The sequence below is a fragment of the Amycolatopsis sp. CFH S0740 genome, assembly GCF_004522315.1.
Classification (GTDB): Bacteria; Actinomycetota; Actinomycetes; order Mycobacteriales; family Pseudonocardiaceae; genus Amycolatopsis; species Amycolatopsis nivea.
Genome location: NZ_SDLS01000018.1, coordinates 24,747 through 39,359, shown reverse-complemented (window position 1 = coordinate 39,359; position 14,613 = coordinate 24,747). Strand labels below are relative to the sequence as shown.

General features: G+C 70.6%; 13 protein-coding genes. 9 read left to right on the top strand and 4 right to left on the bottom strand.

Going from position 1 to position 14,613, the window contains the following annotated elements:
- Positions 1-67 precede the first annotated feature (67 nt).
- The 3 genes from metK to EIZ45_RS27365 all read left to right on the top strand — a co-directional run bounded on the left by metK (position 68) and on the right by EIZ45_RS27365 (position 4,893).
- On the top strand, positions 68-1,270 hold the full coding sequence (gene metK, locus EIZ45_RS27380; protein WP_037819197.1) for a methionine adenosyltransferase: 1,203 nt from the start codon (positions 68-70) through the stop codon (positions 1,268-1,270).
- Between the two features lie 537 nt (positions 1,271-1,807).
- A complete protein-coding gene (locus EIZ45_RS27370) occupies positions 1,808-3,910 on the top strand; it encodes a primosomal protein N' (RefSeq protein ID WP_134666302.1) in 2,103 nt (700 codons plus the stop codon).
- Positions 3,911-4,347: 437 nt separating this feature from the next.
- A complete protein-coding gene (locus EIZ45_RS27365) occupies positions 4,348-4,893 on the top strand; it encodes a GNAT family N-acetyltransferase (RefSeq protein ID WP_134666300.1) in 546 nt (181 codons plus the stop codon).
- 4 nt (positions 4,894-4,897) lie between these two features.
- On the opposite strand, the gene EIZ45_RS27360 is transcribed toward EIZ45_RS27365, so the two are convergent.
- Together EIZ45_RS27360 and EIZ45_RS27355 are read right to left on the bottom strand one after the other, a co-directional pair.
- A complete protein-coding gene (locus EIZ45_RS27360; RefSeq protein ID WP_134666298.1) occupies positions 4,898-6,055 on the bottom strand; it encodes a hypothetical protein in 1,158 nt (385 codons plus the stop codon).
- Positions 6,052-7,119, bottom strand: a complete 1,068-nt coding sequence (locus EIZ45_RS27355) for a helix-turn-helix domain-containing protein (RefSeq protein ID WP_043838218.1) — start codon at positions 7,117-7,119, stop codon at positions 6,052-6,054. Before EIZ45_RS27355 ends, EIZ45_RS27360 begins: the two co-directional genes overlap by 4 nt.
- A gap of 253 nt (positions 7,120-7,372) precedes the next feature.
- On the opposite strand from EIZ45_RS27355, the gene EIZ45_RS27350 reads away from it, so the two are divergent.
- The 3 genes from EIZ45_RS27350 (at position 7,373) to EIZ45_RS27340 (ending at position 9,095) form a co-directional block, all read left to right on the top strand.
- Entirely contained in the window at positions 7,373-7,993 is a 621-nt protein-coding gene (locus tag EIZ45_RS27350) for a hypothetical protein (protein ID WP_134666296.1), read from the top strand.
- A gap of 34 nt (positions 7,994-8,027) precedes the next feature.
- Entirely contained in the window at positions 8,028-8,690 is a 663-nt protein-coding gene (locus tag EIZ45_RS27345) for a Crp/Fnr family transcriptional regulator (RefSeq protein ID WP_037814608.1), read from the top strand.
- A 72-nt stretch (positions 8,691-8,762) separates the two neighbouring features.
- Entirely contained in the window at positions 8,763-9,095 is a 333-nt protein-coding gene (locus EIZ45_RS27340; protein WP_051173049.1) for a hypothetical protein, read from the top strand.
- 577 nt (positions 9,096-9,672) lie between these two features.
- Here EIZ45_RS27340 and EIZ45_RS27330 read toward each other — a convergent pair.
- A complete protein-coding gene (locus EIZ45_RS27330; protein WP_134666292.1) occupies positions 9,673-10,131 on the bottom strand; it encodes a GatB/YqeY domain-containing protein in 459 nt (152 codons plus the stop codon).
- Positions 10,132-10,256: 125 nt separating this feature from the next.
- Here EIZ45_RS27330 and fmt point away from each other — a divergent pair, with 125 nt between their 5' ends.
- From fmt to EIZ45_RS27315, 3 genes are read left to right on the top strand one after another with little or no spacing between them, the layout of a single operon-like run.
- Positions 10,257-11,183 carry a methionyl-tRNA formyltransferase gene (gene fmt, locus EIZ45_RS27325; protein WP_037814613.1) on the top strand — a complete coding sequence of 309 codons (927 nt, stop codon included), beginning with the start codon at positions 10,257-10,259 and terminating at the stop codon, positions 11,181-11,183.
- Positions 11,180-12,604: an RsmB/NOP family class I SAM-dependent RNA methyltransferase gene (locus EIZ45_RS27320; RefSeq protein WP_134666290.1), complete on the top strand. Its 1,425-nt coding sequence runs from the start codon at positions 11,180-11,182 to the stop codon at positions 12,602-12,604. The genes fmt and EIZ45_RS27320 overlap by 4 nt, the downstream gene beginning before the upstream one ends.
- Positions 12,601-13,107, top strand: coding sequence for a flavoprotein (locus tag EIZ45_RS27315; protein WP_134666288.1), 507 nt, complete (start codon positions 12,601-12,603; stop codon positions 13,105-13,107). Before EIZ45_RS27320 ends, EIZ45_RS27315 begins: the two co-directional genes overlap by 4 nt.
- A gap of 64 nt (positions 13,108-13,171) precedes the next feature.
- Here EIZ45_RS27315 and phoA read toward each other — a convergent pair whose 3' ends face one another.
- Positions 13,172-14,575, bottom strand: coding sequence for an alkaline phosphatase (gene phoA / locus EIZ45_RS27310; protein WP_134666286.1), 1,404 nt, complete (start codon positions 14,573-14,575; stop codon positions 13,172-13,174).
- Positions 14,576-14,613: the final 38 nt, after the last annotated feature.

Here is a 14,613-nt window from a genome sequence, read left to right as displayed (position 1 = left end):
GGCTGTGCCAGGAGCGCCTGAAATACCGGTGGGGCGCCATCGCTTGACCGAGGGAAGTGACGAGGTCGTGTCTGCGTCCACGAAGAGGCTGTTCACGTCGGAATCCGTGACGGAAGGCCACCCCGACAAGATCTGTGACGCCATCAGCGACTCGATCCTCGACGGCCTGCTCACCAAGGACCCGCGCAGCCGGGTCGCCGTCGAGACCCTGATCACGACGGGCCAGGTGCACGTCGCGGGCGAGGTCACGACCGAGGCCTACGCGGACATCCCCACCATCGTGCGGGACGTCATCCTGCGCATCGGCTACGACTCGTCGGCCAAGGGCTTCGACGGCAACTCCTGCGGCGTGAACGTGGCGATCGGCTCGCAGTCCCCGGACATCGCCCAGGGCGTCGACACCGCGTACGAGTCGCGGGTCGAATCGGACGAGGACGAGATCAACCGCCAGGGCGCGGGCGACCAGGGCCTGATGTTCGGCTACGCCTGCTCGGACACGCCCGAGCTGATGCCGCTCCCGATCGCGCTCGCGCACCGCCTGTCGCGCCGGCTGACCGCGGTCCGCAAGGACGGCGTGCTGCCGTACCTGCGCCCGGACGGCAAGACCCAGGTCACCATCGAGTACGCGGGCGAACAGCCGGTGCGGCTCGACACCGTCGTGGTGTCCACCCAGCACGCGGACGGGATCGACCTGGAGCAGATGCTCGGCGTCGACGTGCGCAAGCACGTCGTGGAGCCCGAGTTGGCCGAACTGGGCCTCGACACCGACAGCACCCGCCTCCTGGTGAACCCCACCGGCCGCTTCGTGATCGGCGGCCCGATGGGCGACGCCGGGCTCACCGGCCGCAAAATCATCGTCGACACCTACGGCGGCATGGCCCGCCACGGCGGCGGCGCGTTCTCCGGCAAGGACCCGTCCAAGGTGGACCGGTCGGCCGCGTACGCGATGCGCTGGGTGGCGAAGAACGTGGTCGCCGCGGGCCTGGCCGGACGGGTCGAGGTACAGGTGGCGTACGCGATCGGCAAGGCCGCCCCCGTGGGCCTGTTCGTCGAGACGTTCGGCACCGAAACGGTCGACCCGACCAAGATCCAGTCGGCCATCAGCGAGGTCTTCGACCTGCGCCCCGCCGCGATCATCCGCGACCTGGACCTGCTGCGCCCGATCTACGCCCCGACCGCAGCGTACGGCCACTTCGGCCGCCCCGACCTGAACCTCCCGTGGGAAAGCACCGCCCGCGCCGACGCCCTGCGCTCACTCGCCGGCGCCTGACCCGTTTCGGTCCGTGAAGGGCTCCTTGAGGGAATCCCATTCCCTCAAGGAGCCCTTCACGGCTTTCGGCCCCGGTCGCGGTTCGTGAGTGCCACCCTCATTGACTCTGATTCCCTCAGGGTTCCCCTCACGACCGACCCGCTCGCCCCACGCCCACCGCCGCCGGGATGCCGCCCCAATGTGGCATTGGGTGCATGGGACGCACCGAACGCCACATTGGGTGCATCTGACGCACCCAATGCCACATTGGGGCGCAAACTCCCCACCTCGCCCATACCGCAGCCGGTGCCCCCACGCATCGAGCACCCAGCCCCACCCGCAGCCGATGCACCTGCTATCGAGGCACCCAGCCCCCGCCCTGCGCCCCGATACGAAGCCTCCCTGCGGTTCGGGGGTGCTTGTCAAGGCATCTTTCCCGCCTTGACAAGCACCCCCGAACCGTCAGCACAATCAAGCTTCGGGGTGCCCCGCCGCACCCTCCCCCCGAAGGGGAATCTCCCCGCCGCACTGTCGGACCAGTCTGGTAGAGATCTCCAAGTGACCAGCTCCGAACCCACCCCCCTATGGGACCTCCCGGAGCCTCCGCGCTCCGCCCCGGAGCCGAAGGCCACCCCGGCGAAAAAACCCGCCCGCAAACCGGCCCGTTCCCGAAAAGGCCAGCAAACCCCGGCCCCCGAACTCCCGGTCGCGAAGATCGCCGTAGACATCCCGCTGGCCCACCTGGACCGCACCTTCGACTACCAGGTCCCGGAAAAACTGCACGAATCCGCAGTCCCCGGCTGCCGGGTCCGGGTGCGCTTCGCGGGCCAGCTGGTCGACGGCTACCTCATCGAACGCACCGACACGACGGAGTACGAACGGAAACTCGCCTACCTGGAGCGAGTCACCTCGAGCGAACCCGTCCTCCCGCCGTCGCTGCACGCCGTCTGCCGCTCGGTAGCCGACCGCTACGCCGGGACCCTTTCCGACGTCCTGCGCCTGGCCCTGCCCCCGCGCCACGCGAAGACCGAAAGCGAGCCGCCCGCGGAACCGGCCCCGAAACCCGAGGCCCCGGACGTCTCCGCCTGGTCCCGTTACCAACGCGGCGAAGCGTTCCTGGAAGCGATCGCCGAATCCCGTCAAGCGAACGCGGTCTGGCAGGCCCTCCCCGGCGAAGACTGGCCGCGCCGTCTCGCCGAAGCGGCTGCCACCGCGGCAGCTCAAGGCAGGGGCGCGGTCCTGGTGGTCCCGGACCACCGCGACCTCACCCGGGTGCACGAGGCGTGCATCGAACTGGTGGGGGAGCAGGGCGTCGCCGCCCTGATCGCCGGGCTGGGACCGGCGGAACGGTACCGTCGCTGGCTTTCCGTGCTGCGCGGCGCCGTTCGCGTGGTGGTCGGCACTCGCGCGGCGATGTTCGCGCCTGTCGCCGATCCCGGTCTGTTCGTCGTGTGGGACGACGGCGACGATCTGCATCTGGATCCGCATGCCCCGTACCCGCACGTGCGGGATGTGCTGATGGATCGGGCGCATGCCACGAAATCAGCGTTCCTGGTCGGCGGATTCGCCCGGACCGCCGAGGCGCAGCTGCTGGTGGAATCCGGCTGGGCGCAACAGATCCAGGCCGATCGCGCCGAACTCCGCGCCGCCGCCCCGCGGGTGACCCCGGTCGGCGAGGACTTCGACGTAGCGCGCGACGAAGCCGCCCGGGTCGCCCGGCTGCCCGCGGTCGCGTTCGAAGCGGCGCGCCAAGCTTTCGCCGCCGGATTGCCGGCTCTGGTCCAGGTTCCGCGCCGGGGTTACGTTCCCGGATTGTCGTGCGGCCAATGCCGGACGCCCGCCCACTGCCGTCGCTGCGCCGGTCCGCTGGCATTGCCCGGCGGTTCGGCGGACGGTGCTCCGCGCCCGCCCGCCTGCCGGTGGTGCGGCGTCCCGGAGACCGCTTTCCGTTGTCCTGCTTGTGGTTCCGTCCGGTTGCGGGCCGTGGTGGTCGGCGCGAAGCGCACCGCCGAAGAACTGGGCCGGGCTTTCCCCGGGGTTCCGGTCCGCACTTCTGGCGCGACCGAAGTCCTGGCGACCGTCCCGGGCCGCCCGGCGCTGGTGGTCTGCACGCCGGGCGCGGAGCCGGTCGCCGAAGGCGGTTACGGCGCGGCGCTGCTGCTGGACGGCTGGGCGTTGCTCGGACGCCAGGATCTGCGTGCCGCGGAAGAAACCCTTCGCCGCTGGATGGCCGCCGGCGCGCTGGTGCGCCCGGCGTCGGGCGGGGGCCGGGTGATCGTCGGCGCGGAAGCGGGGCTGGCGGTGGTGCAAGCGCTGGTGCGCTGGGACCCGGGCTGGCACGCGAGCCAGGAGCTGGAACAGCGGCGGGAACTGGGTTTCCCGCCCGCGATGCGGATGGCGAGCGTCGAGGGAAGCCCGGCCGCGGTGGCGAGCGTGCTCGACGACCTCCCGCTGCCGGACAGCGGCGAGGTGCTGGGCCCGGTCCCGCTGGGCGACTACGACGACGAAGGCAACGCGGAACGCGAACGGGCACTGGTACGGGTGGCCCGCCCGGACGGCCGCGCCCTGGCGACGGTGGTGCGCGACGCGGTGGCCCGCCGGGACGCCCGGAAAGCGGTCGAACCGGTGCGGGTGCAGCTGGATCCGCTGGACCTGATCTAGGCGCGGTGCGGCGGGGAAGCGGTTGTTCCGCTGCGAGCACGGCTGGATCGGCTGGACCTGATCTAGGCGCGGTGCGGCCAGGCAGCGGTCCTTCCACCGCCGCACAGACCCGTGAACACGACTGGATCCGCTGACCCCCGTCCAGCCGACCGCTCATTTGCGCGCCAAACCCACCACCGGAAGCGGTTTTCCGCACTACCGCCCGGTTTCCGTTTGAATCGGGGCGTCCCGGGGTGTATTGGGGACGTGGAAACCGGGGGAGGGGCGCGGCGGCGCAGGGCGGCCCGTTGCTCCGTTCGCAGGACCGCGCTGCGGCATTCGCCGTCTTCGCGGTGCCCAGGCGCGCACTTACCCTTGAGGCCGGGCGGCCAAGATCAGGACCGCGGCCCGGGCCTGCCGCTCGCGTGTCCCGGTCCCGCGGACAGGAGTCGGCGTTGATGGGCGACGTCTCGATCCGGCCGGCTGAGCAGGCGGACCTCGCGGCGCTGGCGGGGATCCTCGGCGACCAGGGGTTTTTCGAGGACCGGTTCACCCGGCAGGCGAAGGGACTCGGCGTCCTGTTCGCCGCGTGGTGCTCCGCGCGGCCGGTCGGCGCCGTGTACCTCTGGCTCGAGGACGCCGAGGAGCCGCCGATCCGCGGCCACCTGCCGGGCGTTCCGCTGCTGAACCATCTGGAGGTCGCCCCGGACGCGCGCAATCGCGGCATCGGCGCGGCTCTCGTGCGCGCGGTCGAGGACTATCTGGTCGGTCATGGTCACGCGCTCGGCGCGCTCGCGGTCCGCACGGACAACACTCGCGCCGCGAGGCTGTACCGCCGCCTCGGCTATCACGACTGGGGTCACGGCACGGTCGTCTGCTACGCCGAGCGCGTTTCGCCGGACGGGCGCACGATTCTCGAAGCCGAACGCTGCCACGTGCTGGTGAAGCGGCTGCCGGACGACCGTCCCGCGCCGCTTGCCACCCGGAGCTGCGGCGAACGCTGAACCTTCAGGACTTGTGCACGATCTCCGCGATCCCCAGCGTGTCGAACGCGGCGTCCGGATCGCCCGGCGCGCCGTGGCGCGCGCGCAACGACAGCAGATGCGTTTCCCACGTGTCCCGGTCTCGTTGCCAAGCGCGCAGGTAGCGAACACAGAGGTCCGGCTCGATCAGCAGGCTGCGGCCGAGCGCGGCCTTCAGCGCCGCGATCATCCGGTTCTCGTACGCGCCGGTCAGGTAAGGCGCGTCCTGGACCTGCTGCAGCGTGGTGCGGATGAACGCCCGGCGGCTTTCCAGGAAGTCCGCCCAGTACGCGACGTCCGCGCCGGCGATGCCGAGACCGTTGTCCAGCAGGCCGTAGATGCCCTCGGCGAGCGTGTCGCCCAGTTCCTCCGACCGGGCGCGCACCGTGTCGCGAAAGGGGTCGTAGTCGTGCTGGTAGGCGAAGCTGGTGATCGCCGTGGCGCGCAATCCGGTCGCGGTGAGGAGAAAAAACCAGTCCTCGTTGTAGATGTCCGGGAAGAACGACGAGAACGCGGCGCGTCCGACGGCCAGCGCGCCGCCGCCGACGAACGTGTCCTGTTTTCCGCCGGACTCGCGATAGGCGTGGCACACCACGGAGTTGTCCGGCATGCCGATGTTGGCCAGGCCCGCCGCCGCGTACTGGTCGAGCAGACCCGCGGCGGCGCGCAGGTTGCTCGGGCGCAGGAGCGGGATGTCTTTGTGCGGGAACAGCCGGATGTCGTCGTCGAGGAAGAGGATGCGCTGCCAGCCCGCCAGGTCGGCGACGAGCACGCCGAGGTTGCGCTTGAAGCTCGTGTCAGTGCGGCGCAGCAGGCGCTTCGCCTGCAGCAGCTTGCTCGTCGCGAACGGCGGGACGGCGCCGAGACCGGCGGCCTCGTCGGTGTCGATCGCGCGGACTCGCACCCCGGCGCGCTTCCCGGCGAGCACCGCGTCGGTCGCGCGCGCGTTCTTGCTGCACAGCAGCAGAAGCGTGGCGTCGGCTTCGCGGGCGGCGCGGAACGCGTCCTTGAGATAGGCGGCGGGGCGGCCGTTGGGCACGACGATCGCGTCCAGCCTGGCCTGCGGCGCGTCTTCGGCGGCGACGTGGTGCAGCAGCCGCTGATGCGTCGTGTGCTGCGCCGGCGCTGCGACGGTCGCGGTCATGTGAGGCTCGATTCTGGCCACTCGTGCAGCCGGTTTTCGGGCAGGGTCCAGTCAGGGGTGAGCCCCTGGTTGTCGAAGACCGGGACCCGGCTGATGATGCTGAAGGAATCCGCGCCCGCGAAGCGCTGGTCGAGGTAGGCCTGGTTGCGGTCGCGGAAGCGGCGGTCGGTCAGCGCTCGTACGGCCCCGAGGGTGCCGCGGCCGTACATTCCGTTGCACACGGTCACGGTGCGCTTGCGGTTGAGCGGGCTGACGCCGTGGTAGAAGTGCGCGACGTCCTCGAGCAGGATGCCGTCGCGCAGTTTGGCGCTGAACCTCTGGGTGCTGCCGTCCGGGCGGGTCACTTCGAACCCGGTGTCCAGCTGGTCCTCGTCGCCCTTGCGGCTGATCTGGCGGACCGGCACGTCGACCCGGTCGAGCAGCGCGCGGGTCTGCGGGTTCCAGTCGACGCCGCCGAGCAGCACCAGGTGCGCGGTGTACTCGTCCGCCGACAGCGTCGTGTTCTGGTCGGTGGTGCGGAAGGTGACGTTGCTGGCCGGGTTGCACGCGCGGATGTGGCCGTAGAGCTCGACCAGCGCGTCCGGGTCGGCGTAGGTGTAGAGGTTCACGTAGTCCGGGCTGGACGGGTCGGTGTAGGCGATCCGGTACTTCTCCGGCAGCTGCGCGCAGACGATCACGATGTCTTGGTTCGGCGGGAAGTGCCACAGGCTTGAGGGCGCGAAGACCGGCTGGGCCGGCGGGTCGTCGAGGTCGCCGCGCAGCGCCTGCAGCTCCGCGAGCAGTTCCTTGCGGACCGTGTGCTCGTCGTCCGTCAGGTTCTCGGTGTCCAGGAGATGAAGATGAGGGCCCTGCACCGAACGGCGGGTGGCGAAGAAGGTCGCGTACGCCTCGAGACGGTACGGCGGGGGCGTCACCGGTTTCGCCACGTTCTCCCACGACGACAGCAGGCCGGTGCTCACGCCGAAGGCCTCGGCGAGCTGCTTCTGGGTGAGCACCACGTCGGACCAGCTCTCCTTGCGCAAGGTACGCAGGCGAGCGGCGAGCGCGGGGTTGGGCTGAGACACGACTTCAGACCCTTCAGTGAAGTTCAGTCAGGCGTGAATGGCGGGGATTCTACACCCGGGAAGCCGGAGTGGCCGGACGGGCCGGGGTCGAGTGTCGGCGAGGGTTCAGGGGTTGCCCATCTCGGACTTGACCCGCACCTGAATCGAAGATGTCGTGTGCGCGACACCATTGTTTCAGTACGGGCCCACCCTTATAGTAGCTGCTGTGAAAGTCTACTAGATTTCAGTAGCTTCCTGAAATAAGGGGGCGGTCATGGACACCTCAGCAGTACCGGCACCAGTACACCGAGCCATCGTGGTCGTCGACATCGAAGGGTCGACCACCCGTACGAACCCGGCTCGGGCCGGGCTCCGTTCGGTTCTGTTCGCCCTGCTCGACGAGGCGTTCCGGGCCGGCGGCATCACGGAGCAGTTCCGGGATCCGTTCGTGGACCGGGGCGACGGGGCGCTGTGCCTCGTCCGGCCGGTCGACGAGGTGCCGAAGACGGTCCTGCTCGCCCGCGTGGTGCCCGCGCTCACCGACCTGCTCGCCCGGCACGGCGACCAGGAGCCCGAACTGGCCTTCCGGCTGCGCGTTTCGGTGCACGCCGGCGAGGTGCACTACGACGCGCACGGGCCGTACGGCGAGGACATCGACATCGCCTGCCGTCTCCTCGACGCCCCTGATCTGAGACGCAGGCTGCGCAGCTCCTCGGGGCCGCTCGCGCTCGTCGTCTCGAACGCGATCCACCGCTCGGTCGTCCGGCACGGCTACGCCGGGATCGACCGCAGCTCCTTCGCACACGCCTTCCGCGTGCGCGTCGGCGGGCAGCGGACCCGCGGCTGGGTCCGCACCACCGACGCCGTCCGGCCGGGAGCGGGACTGATCGCCTGACCGGTCCGGCCGACGACGAGGAGGGGGGACCGCCGTGGAAACGATCGGGTTCTGGCCGGCGCTGGGCGCCGCGGAGCGCGCGAAGTTCGAAGAGCTGTCCGTCCGCAAGGCTTACCGGCGCGGGGACGTCCTCTGCCGCGAAGGCGAGCGGGCCTCGGTGGTGCTTCTCCTCCTTGCCGGGCACGTCCGGATCACCAACGCGACGCCGGACGGGCGCGAGGTCGTGATCGGAGTCCGCGGCGCGGGCGACGTGATCGGCGAACTGGCCGTGATCGACGGCGGACGGAGGTCGGCGACAGTGCAAGCGCTCGACGAACTGGACGTCCTGGTCGTGCCCGCCGCGCGGTTCGTCGCGCTGTGCCGGCGCGAGGCGGCGATTTCCTGGGCGCTGCTGCAAGTCCTCGCCGACCGGATGCGCGACGTCGGACGGCAATGGCTCGACATCGGCGGCGGGACGGCCACTCGCCGCGTCGCCGCGCAACTGATGCAGCTGGCGGTTCAGCACGGCGTGCGGCGAGGTACGGATATCGAAGTCGCGGTGCCCGGAACGCAAGCAGAACTCGCTATGACAGCAGCGATTTCGCGCGAATCGTGGGCACGGGTGACGCGGGAACTCCGCCGCCAGGGGGTGATCAGCACCGCGCGCGGCAAGGTGACCGTCCACCGGCTCGCGGAACTGCGGAGGCTCGCCCGCTGAAACGTGTCAGCTGACACAGATTTCCCGGCACCGCCGGGGTTTTCTGGAAGCACACCACCGAGGGAGGCAGTCATGGAACCGTTTCTTCCCGCTCCTCAGCCGGTTCGCTGGCGTCGGGGGGTGTACGCGGCAGCTCTGGTCATCCCGTTCACCGTCGCTCAGGTGTGGGCGCTGCTGGTGTTGCTGAGCCTCGAATCGCTCCACGGTCTCGTCGGACAGGCCTTCCTGGTGACCCTCGCCGGTTCCGTCGTCGCGACGGTCATCGGCTGGCGGTGGGTGTGGCAGTTGGGCTCGGAACGGCGGCGGGTGCGGGCGCGTGAGGAGATGCGCAGGCGGGCGTACGAGAACGTGCGCGAATTCGGGCGGGAGAGTTTGGCCGAACCGCGGATAGAGGTGCGGTTATGAGTGCCGTGCTGGCTGCTGCGGAGAGCTGGGGGCAAGGGGTGTCGGCTGGGGTTTTGGTGCTGGCGCTGGTTGTGCTGATCGCGGTGGTTCGGGTGCTGCGGTGGGTTGCCGGGCTGGCGGTGCGGTTGGCTGCTTCGGTTGCGGCTGTGGCCGGGTTGGTTGTGGGGGCGGCTGGGGTTGGGGGGTTGGCGACTATTACTGCGGTGGCTATGGCTGCTTCTAAGTGAGATCGGTCCGCCTCGTCGCCTGGCGGCGACATTGCTTTTGAGGGTTGCGTGGGGCACCCCGAAGGTTGATTGTGCTGACGGTTCGGGGGTGCTTGTCAAGGCGGGAAAGATGCCTTGACAAGCACCCCCGAACCGCAGGGGAGCTTCGTATCGGGGTGCGGGGGAGGTGTGGGTGCCTCGATAGCGGGTGCATCGGCTGCGGGTGGGGCTGGGATAGCGCCCCAATGCCACATTGGGTGCGTGGGACGCACCCAATGTGGCGTTCGGTGCGTCTGACGCACCCAATGCCGCATTGGGGCGCTACCGGAGTGCGGACCGAAGTGCCTGGGCGAGAGGGGGCGCAGTCGGAGTCAGCTGTTGGAGAGTTGGCGTTTCACCTCTGCGGCGACGCGGGAGCCTTCGGCGCGGCCTGCGATCTTTGGCTGTACGGCCTTCATCACGGCGCCCATTCCGGCCATTCCGGAGGCGCCGCTTTCCGTCACTGCCTCGGTGACCAAGGTGCGCAGCTCGTCGTCCGAGAGTTGGGCGGGCAGGTAGGCGGTGAGGACCTCTGCTTCGGCTCGTTCGCGTTCCGCTGATTCCGCTCGGCCTGCCTTCTCGAAGGCTTCGGCGGCGTCGCGGCGTTTCTTCACCTCTCGGGTGATGATCTTTTGTACCTCGTCGTCCGAGAGTTCGCGGGCGGTGTCGCCTGCGGTTTCTTCGTAGCCGATCGCCGAGAGGGTCAGCCGCAGCGTTGCCGAGCGCAGCTGGTCTCGGGCCTTGATCGCGGTCGTCAGGTCGTCGTGCAGGGTCGCCTTCAGCGTGGTCATATACCCGATCCTGGCGCCCGCCGCGGCTGGCTGCCCGCGCCGCGCCGTCGATGCGGGGGTCTTCTAGACTCGCTTCCGATGTCCGACCAGCCTGAAATCCCCTTTTCCCTTCCGGAGGTGCGGTGATGCGTCTCGTTTTCGCCGGCACCCCGGAGCCTGCCGTGCCGTCGTTGCGCGCGCTGATCGAGTCCGAGCGGCACGAGGTCGTCGCGGTCGTCACTCGGCCGGACGCCCAGGCCGGGCGCGGGCGCAAGGTGCTGCGGTCCCCGGTGGGCACGCTCGCCGACGAGCACGGCATCGAGGTGCTCACGCCTGCGCGCGCCGGCGACCCGGCGTTTCTCGCCCGGTTGCGCGAGCTGGAGCCGGACGTCTGCCCGGTCGTCGCGTACGGGGCGCTGCTGCCGCAGTCCGCGCTCGACATTCCCGCGCACGGCTGGGTCAACCTGCATTTTTCGCTGCTGCCCGCGTGGCGCGGCGCGGCACCGGTCCAGGCGGCGATCCGCGCCGGGGACGAGATGACCGGCGCGTCCACCTTCCGGATCGTGAAGGAGCTCGACGCCGGGCCGGTGTTCGGCGTGGTGACCGAGCCGATCGGCCCGGATGACACGTCCGGCGTGCTGCTCGGCAGGCTCGCGCAGTCCGGGGCGCACCTGCTGGTGTCCACCGTGGACGGCATCGAGGACGGCACGCTCCGCGCGGTCGAGCAGCCGGGCGAGGGCATGAGCTACGCGCCGAAGGTGACCGTCGAGGACGCGCGCGTGTCGTTCGCCGACCCGGCTTCCGCGGTCGACCGGCACATCCGTTCGGTCACGCCGGATCCCGGCGCGTGGGCGGAGTTCCGCGGCGAGCGGTTCAAGCTGGGGCCGGTCACCGTGCTCGACGAACCCGGTCCGCGGCCGGGCGAGCTGGTGGTCGAGCGCAAGCGCGTGCTCGTGGGCACGGCGACGAAACCGGTGCGGCTTGGCGAGGTCCAGGCGGCCGGGAAGAAACGGATGGCGGCCACCGACTGGGCGCGCGGCACGAGGATCGACGAAGGAGAGCGCCTCCAGTGAACGAGCGTGGAGAACGGCGGCCGTCACGGCCGCAGCGGGGCCGTCCGGCTCCGCGCAAGCAGGGACCGCGGCGTCCGCCGGAGATCGACCCGGCCCGTCAGGTCGCGTTCGACGTGCTGCGCGCTGTCCGCGAGAAGGACGCGTACGCCAACCTCGTCCTCCCGCAGCTGCTGCGGGAACGTCGCGTGACCGGCCGCGACGCCGCGCTGGCCACCGAACTGACCTACGGCGCCTCTCGTGCGCAGGGCCTGCTCGACGCGGTGATCGCCGCGTGCGCCGACCGGCCGATCGAGAAGACCGACCCGGTGGTGCTCGACGCGCTGCGGCTCGGCGTCTACCAGCTGCTGCGCACCCGGATCCCGGAGCACGCCGCTGTCGGGTCCACTGTGGACCTGGTGCGCGCCGAAGCCGGTTCGTGGGCAACGGGATTCACGAACGCCATCCTGCGCGCGGTGTCCGCGAAGGACGAGACGCAGTGGCTCGACGAACTGACGCCGGACGAGGCCGCCGACCCGATCGGCGCGTACGCGCTCCGCACCGCGCACCCGCGCTGGGTCGCCCGGTCGTTCGCGGAAGCGTTGGGGGACAAGGGCGCTGAGCTGAAAGCCGCTCTCGAAGCGGACGACGCCCGCCCCGAGGTGCACCTGGTCGCGCGTCCCGGCGAGATCAGCGCAGACGAACTGGCCGCCATCACCGGCGGCGACCCCGCGCCGTACTCGCCCTACGGCGTGCACCTGCCCGCCGGCGCGGGCGATCCGGCCGACGCGGAACCGGTGCGCGAGCGCCTCGCCGCGGTGCAGGACGAAGGCAGCCAGCTGTGCGCCATCGCCGTCACCAAGGCCCCGCTGGAAGGCTCCGACGAGCGCTGGCTGGACCTGTGCGCGGGCCCCGGCGGCAAAGCGGCGCTGCTCGGCGCGCTGGCCAAGATCAGCGGTGCGCACGTGGACGCCGTCGAGAAGGCCCCGCACCGGGCCCGGCTGATCGAGAACGCGACCGAGGGCCTGCCGGTCACCGTGCACGTCGCCGACGGCCGCGAAACCGGCCTCGAACCGGGCTACGACCGAATCCTGGTCGACGCCCCGTGCAGCGGTCTTGGCGCGCTCCGCCGACGCCCCGAAGCCCGGTGGCGCCGCAAGCCGTCGGACGTCGCGGACCTCACCAAACTGCAAGGCGAACTCCTGATGGCGGCGCTGGACCTGGTGCGTCCGGGCGGCATCGTCACGTACGTCGTGTGCTCGCCGCATCTGGCCGAAACCGAAGGCGTGGTAGGCGAAACCGCCCGCCGCACCAAGTCCGAGATCGTCGACGCCCGCGAGTTCTTCCCGGACGTCCCGCAACTCGGCGACGGCCCGTACGTCCAGCTGTGGCCCCACCGACACGGCACCGACGCGATGTTCTGCGCGGTGCTGCGCAAGCCGTGACGGATCTGGGTTTGGTCGCCAGCTCGTGCGGCGGACTGGACACCCGGTTCACCGACGAGCTGGCGAAACCTGCGGTAGCCCGAGGCTGGCGGCTGGCCGTCACCCTCACGCCGACCGCTTGGGGCTGGCTGAAAGCGACCGGCGGGCTGGGCGAACTCGAAGCCACGACGGATCTTCCGGTGCGCAGCACGTCCCGCCTTCCCGGCGAGCCGCGTCCGCACCCGGATCCGAAGGTGTTCCTCTTCGCGCCCGCTTCGGCGAACTCGGTGGCGAAGCTGGCGCTGGGGATCGCGGACAACCAGGCGCTCACGCTGCTCGGCGATGTCCTTGGCGCGCCAGGGATCACGATCGTCGTGGCCTACCAGATCCAGCCGACCCGGGAGCACCATCCGGCTTGGCGGCGGCATCTGGACACGTTGACCGAGGCGGGCGTCCGGCTGCACCGGCTCGACCCGCGCCGACCCTGGTCGGAAGCGCTCGATCTGCTGCCCTCTCCTGCGTGAAAAGCCGTGAAGGACTCCTTGAGGGAATCAGATTCCCTCAAGGAGTCCTTCACGGACTTCAGGCTCAGCGAAGGCGAAGAGCGCGCTTCACGGTGCCGAACAGGTCGGTCTGGTTGGTCAGCCCGACGACGTTCGCCGCCTGCGGCCCGTAAGCCGCGATCCGGACCTGCGTGCCGGTGTGCTCCATCGAGGAACCCGGCAGCGCAGTGCCGTAGTTGAGGGTCATGCTCGCGCCCTCATTGGTGATCAGCGTGGCAGTCTGCCCAGGCGTCTTGGCGTCGTTCGACACGATCTGGCTGGTGTGCCCGTGGTCCGCGGTCACCACAACCAGCGTGTCGGTGTGGCTGCGCGCATACGCGAGCCCGGCGGCGACAGCGGCGTCGAAGTCGATCGTCTCGCCGATCTGCCCGCACGGGTCGGCCGCGTGGTCCTGCTTGTCGATCGACGCACCCTCCACCTGGAGGAAGAACCCCTTGTTGCTGCGGCGGTCCTCCAGCAGTTGCAACGCCTTCTGCGTCTGCGCCACCAGCTTCGGCTGAGTCTTCGGCAGCGCCGGGTTCGCGGTGCAGCGGGTCGGCGCGGTGCCGCCCTGCGTCGCCTTCGGGCCGGTCCAGTTCACCGGCATGTTGCCGGGCGCGAACAGCCCGAGCAGCGGCTTGCCGGGACGCGCCTTGGCGAGGTCGTCAGCGGTGTTGACCACGGTGTACCCGGCGGCCTTGGCCTGCTCCAACACCGGCTTGCCCTTGAACTGCCCGGCGGTCGCCTTCTGGTCGAAGTACTTCGCGCCGCCGCCGAGGAGGACGTCCGGGCGGGTCTGCACGAGCTGCTCGGAGATCGAGCCTGCGCCGCCGTTCTCCTTGGCGTTCCGCGCGCACTTCTTGGTGGTCTCGTCCGGGCCCTTGCAGTCGCGGTCGACGACGTGCGCGCCGAGCACGGCCGGGGTCGCGTCCTGGACCTCGGCGGTGGTCACGTCGCCGGTGCGCAGGCCGCTGCGCTTGGCGAGTTCGAGCAGCGTCGGGACCGGGTTGCCGTAGGCGTCCACGGAAATCGCGCCGTTGTAGGTCTTCGTGCCGGTCGCCCAGCCGGTGCCGGACGCCGCGGAGTCGGTGACGTAGTCCGGCTTCGCCGGGTTGCCCTTCTCGACCGCGTACGTGGTGTAGTCGCCGGTCAGCGGGAACTCGTCCATCGCGAGCCGCCCGGCCGCGCCGCGTTCGTAGTTGCGCGCCGAGGTGATCTCGGACTGGCCCATGCCGTCGCCGATGAACAGGATGACGTTGCGCGCGTGCCCGCCCTGGATCGCCTGGCGGATCTCCTGCGTGCGGTCGCCCGCGCCGGCCGAAGCGGCCCGCGCGCCCTGGTCGTCCTGGTTGCCCTGCGCGGCGATCGCGACCGGGGCGGCGGCGACCATCGCGACGCCGAGCGCGCCCGCGGCCAGCCACTTGCGGCGGCCTGCCAAGACCGTTCTCATGGTTCTCCTCGAAGTGCTTCCCGTCCGGAACCTCCGGA

Excerpts from the sequence above, each read along its gene's own strand:
- EIZ45_RS27365 (WP_134666300.1), top strand. The coding sequence starts at position 4,348 with ATGGGCGACGTCTCGATCCGGCCGGCTGAGCAGGCGGACCTCGCGGCG.
- EIZ45_RS27340 (WP_051173049.1), top strand. The coding sequence starts at position 8,763 with ATGGAACCGTTTCTTCCCGCTCCTCAGCCGGTTCGCTGGCGTCGGGGG.
- EIZ45_RS27350 (WP_134666296.1), top strand. The coding sequence starts at position 7,373 with ATGGACACCTCAGCAGTACCGGCACCAGTACACCGAGCCATCGTGGTC.
- EIZ45_RS27330 (WP_134666292.1), bottom strand. The coding sequence starts at position 10,131 with ATGACCACGCTGAAGGCGACCCTGCACGACGACCTGACGACCGCGATC.
- EIZ45_RS27360 (WP_134666298.1), bottom strand. The coding sequence starts at position 6,055 with ATGACCGCGACCGTCGCAGCGCCGGCGCAGCACACGACGCATCAGCGG.
- fmt (WP_037814613.1), top strand. The coding sequence starts at position 10,257 with ATGCGTCTCGTTTTCGCCGGCACCCCGGAGCCTGCCGTGCCGTCGTTG.
- phoA (WP_134666286.1), bottom strand. The coding sequence starts at position 14,575 with ATGAGAACGGTCTTGGCAGGCCGCCGCAAGTGGCTGGCCGCGGGCGCG.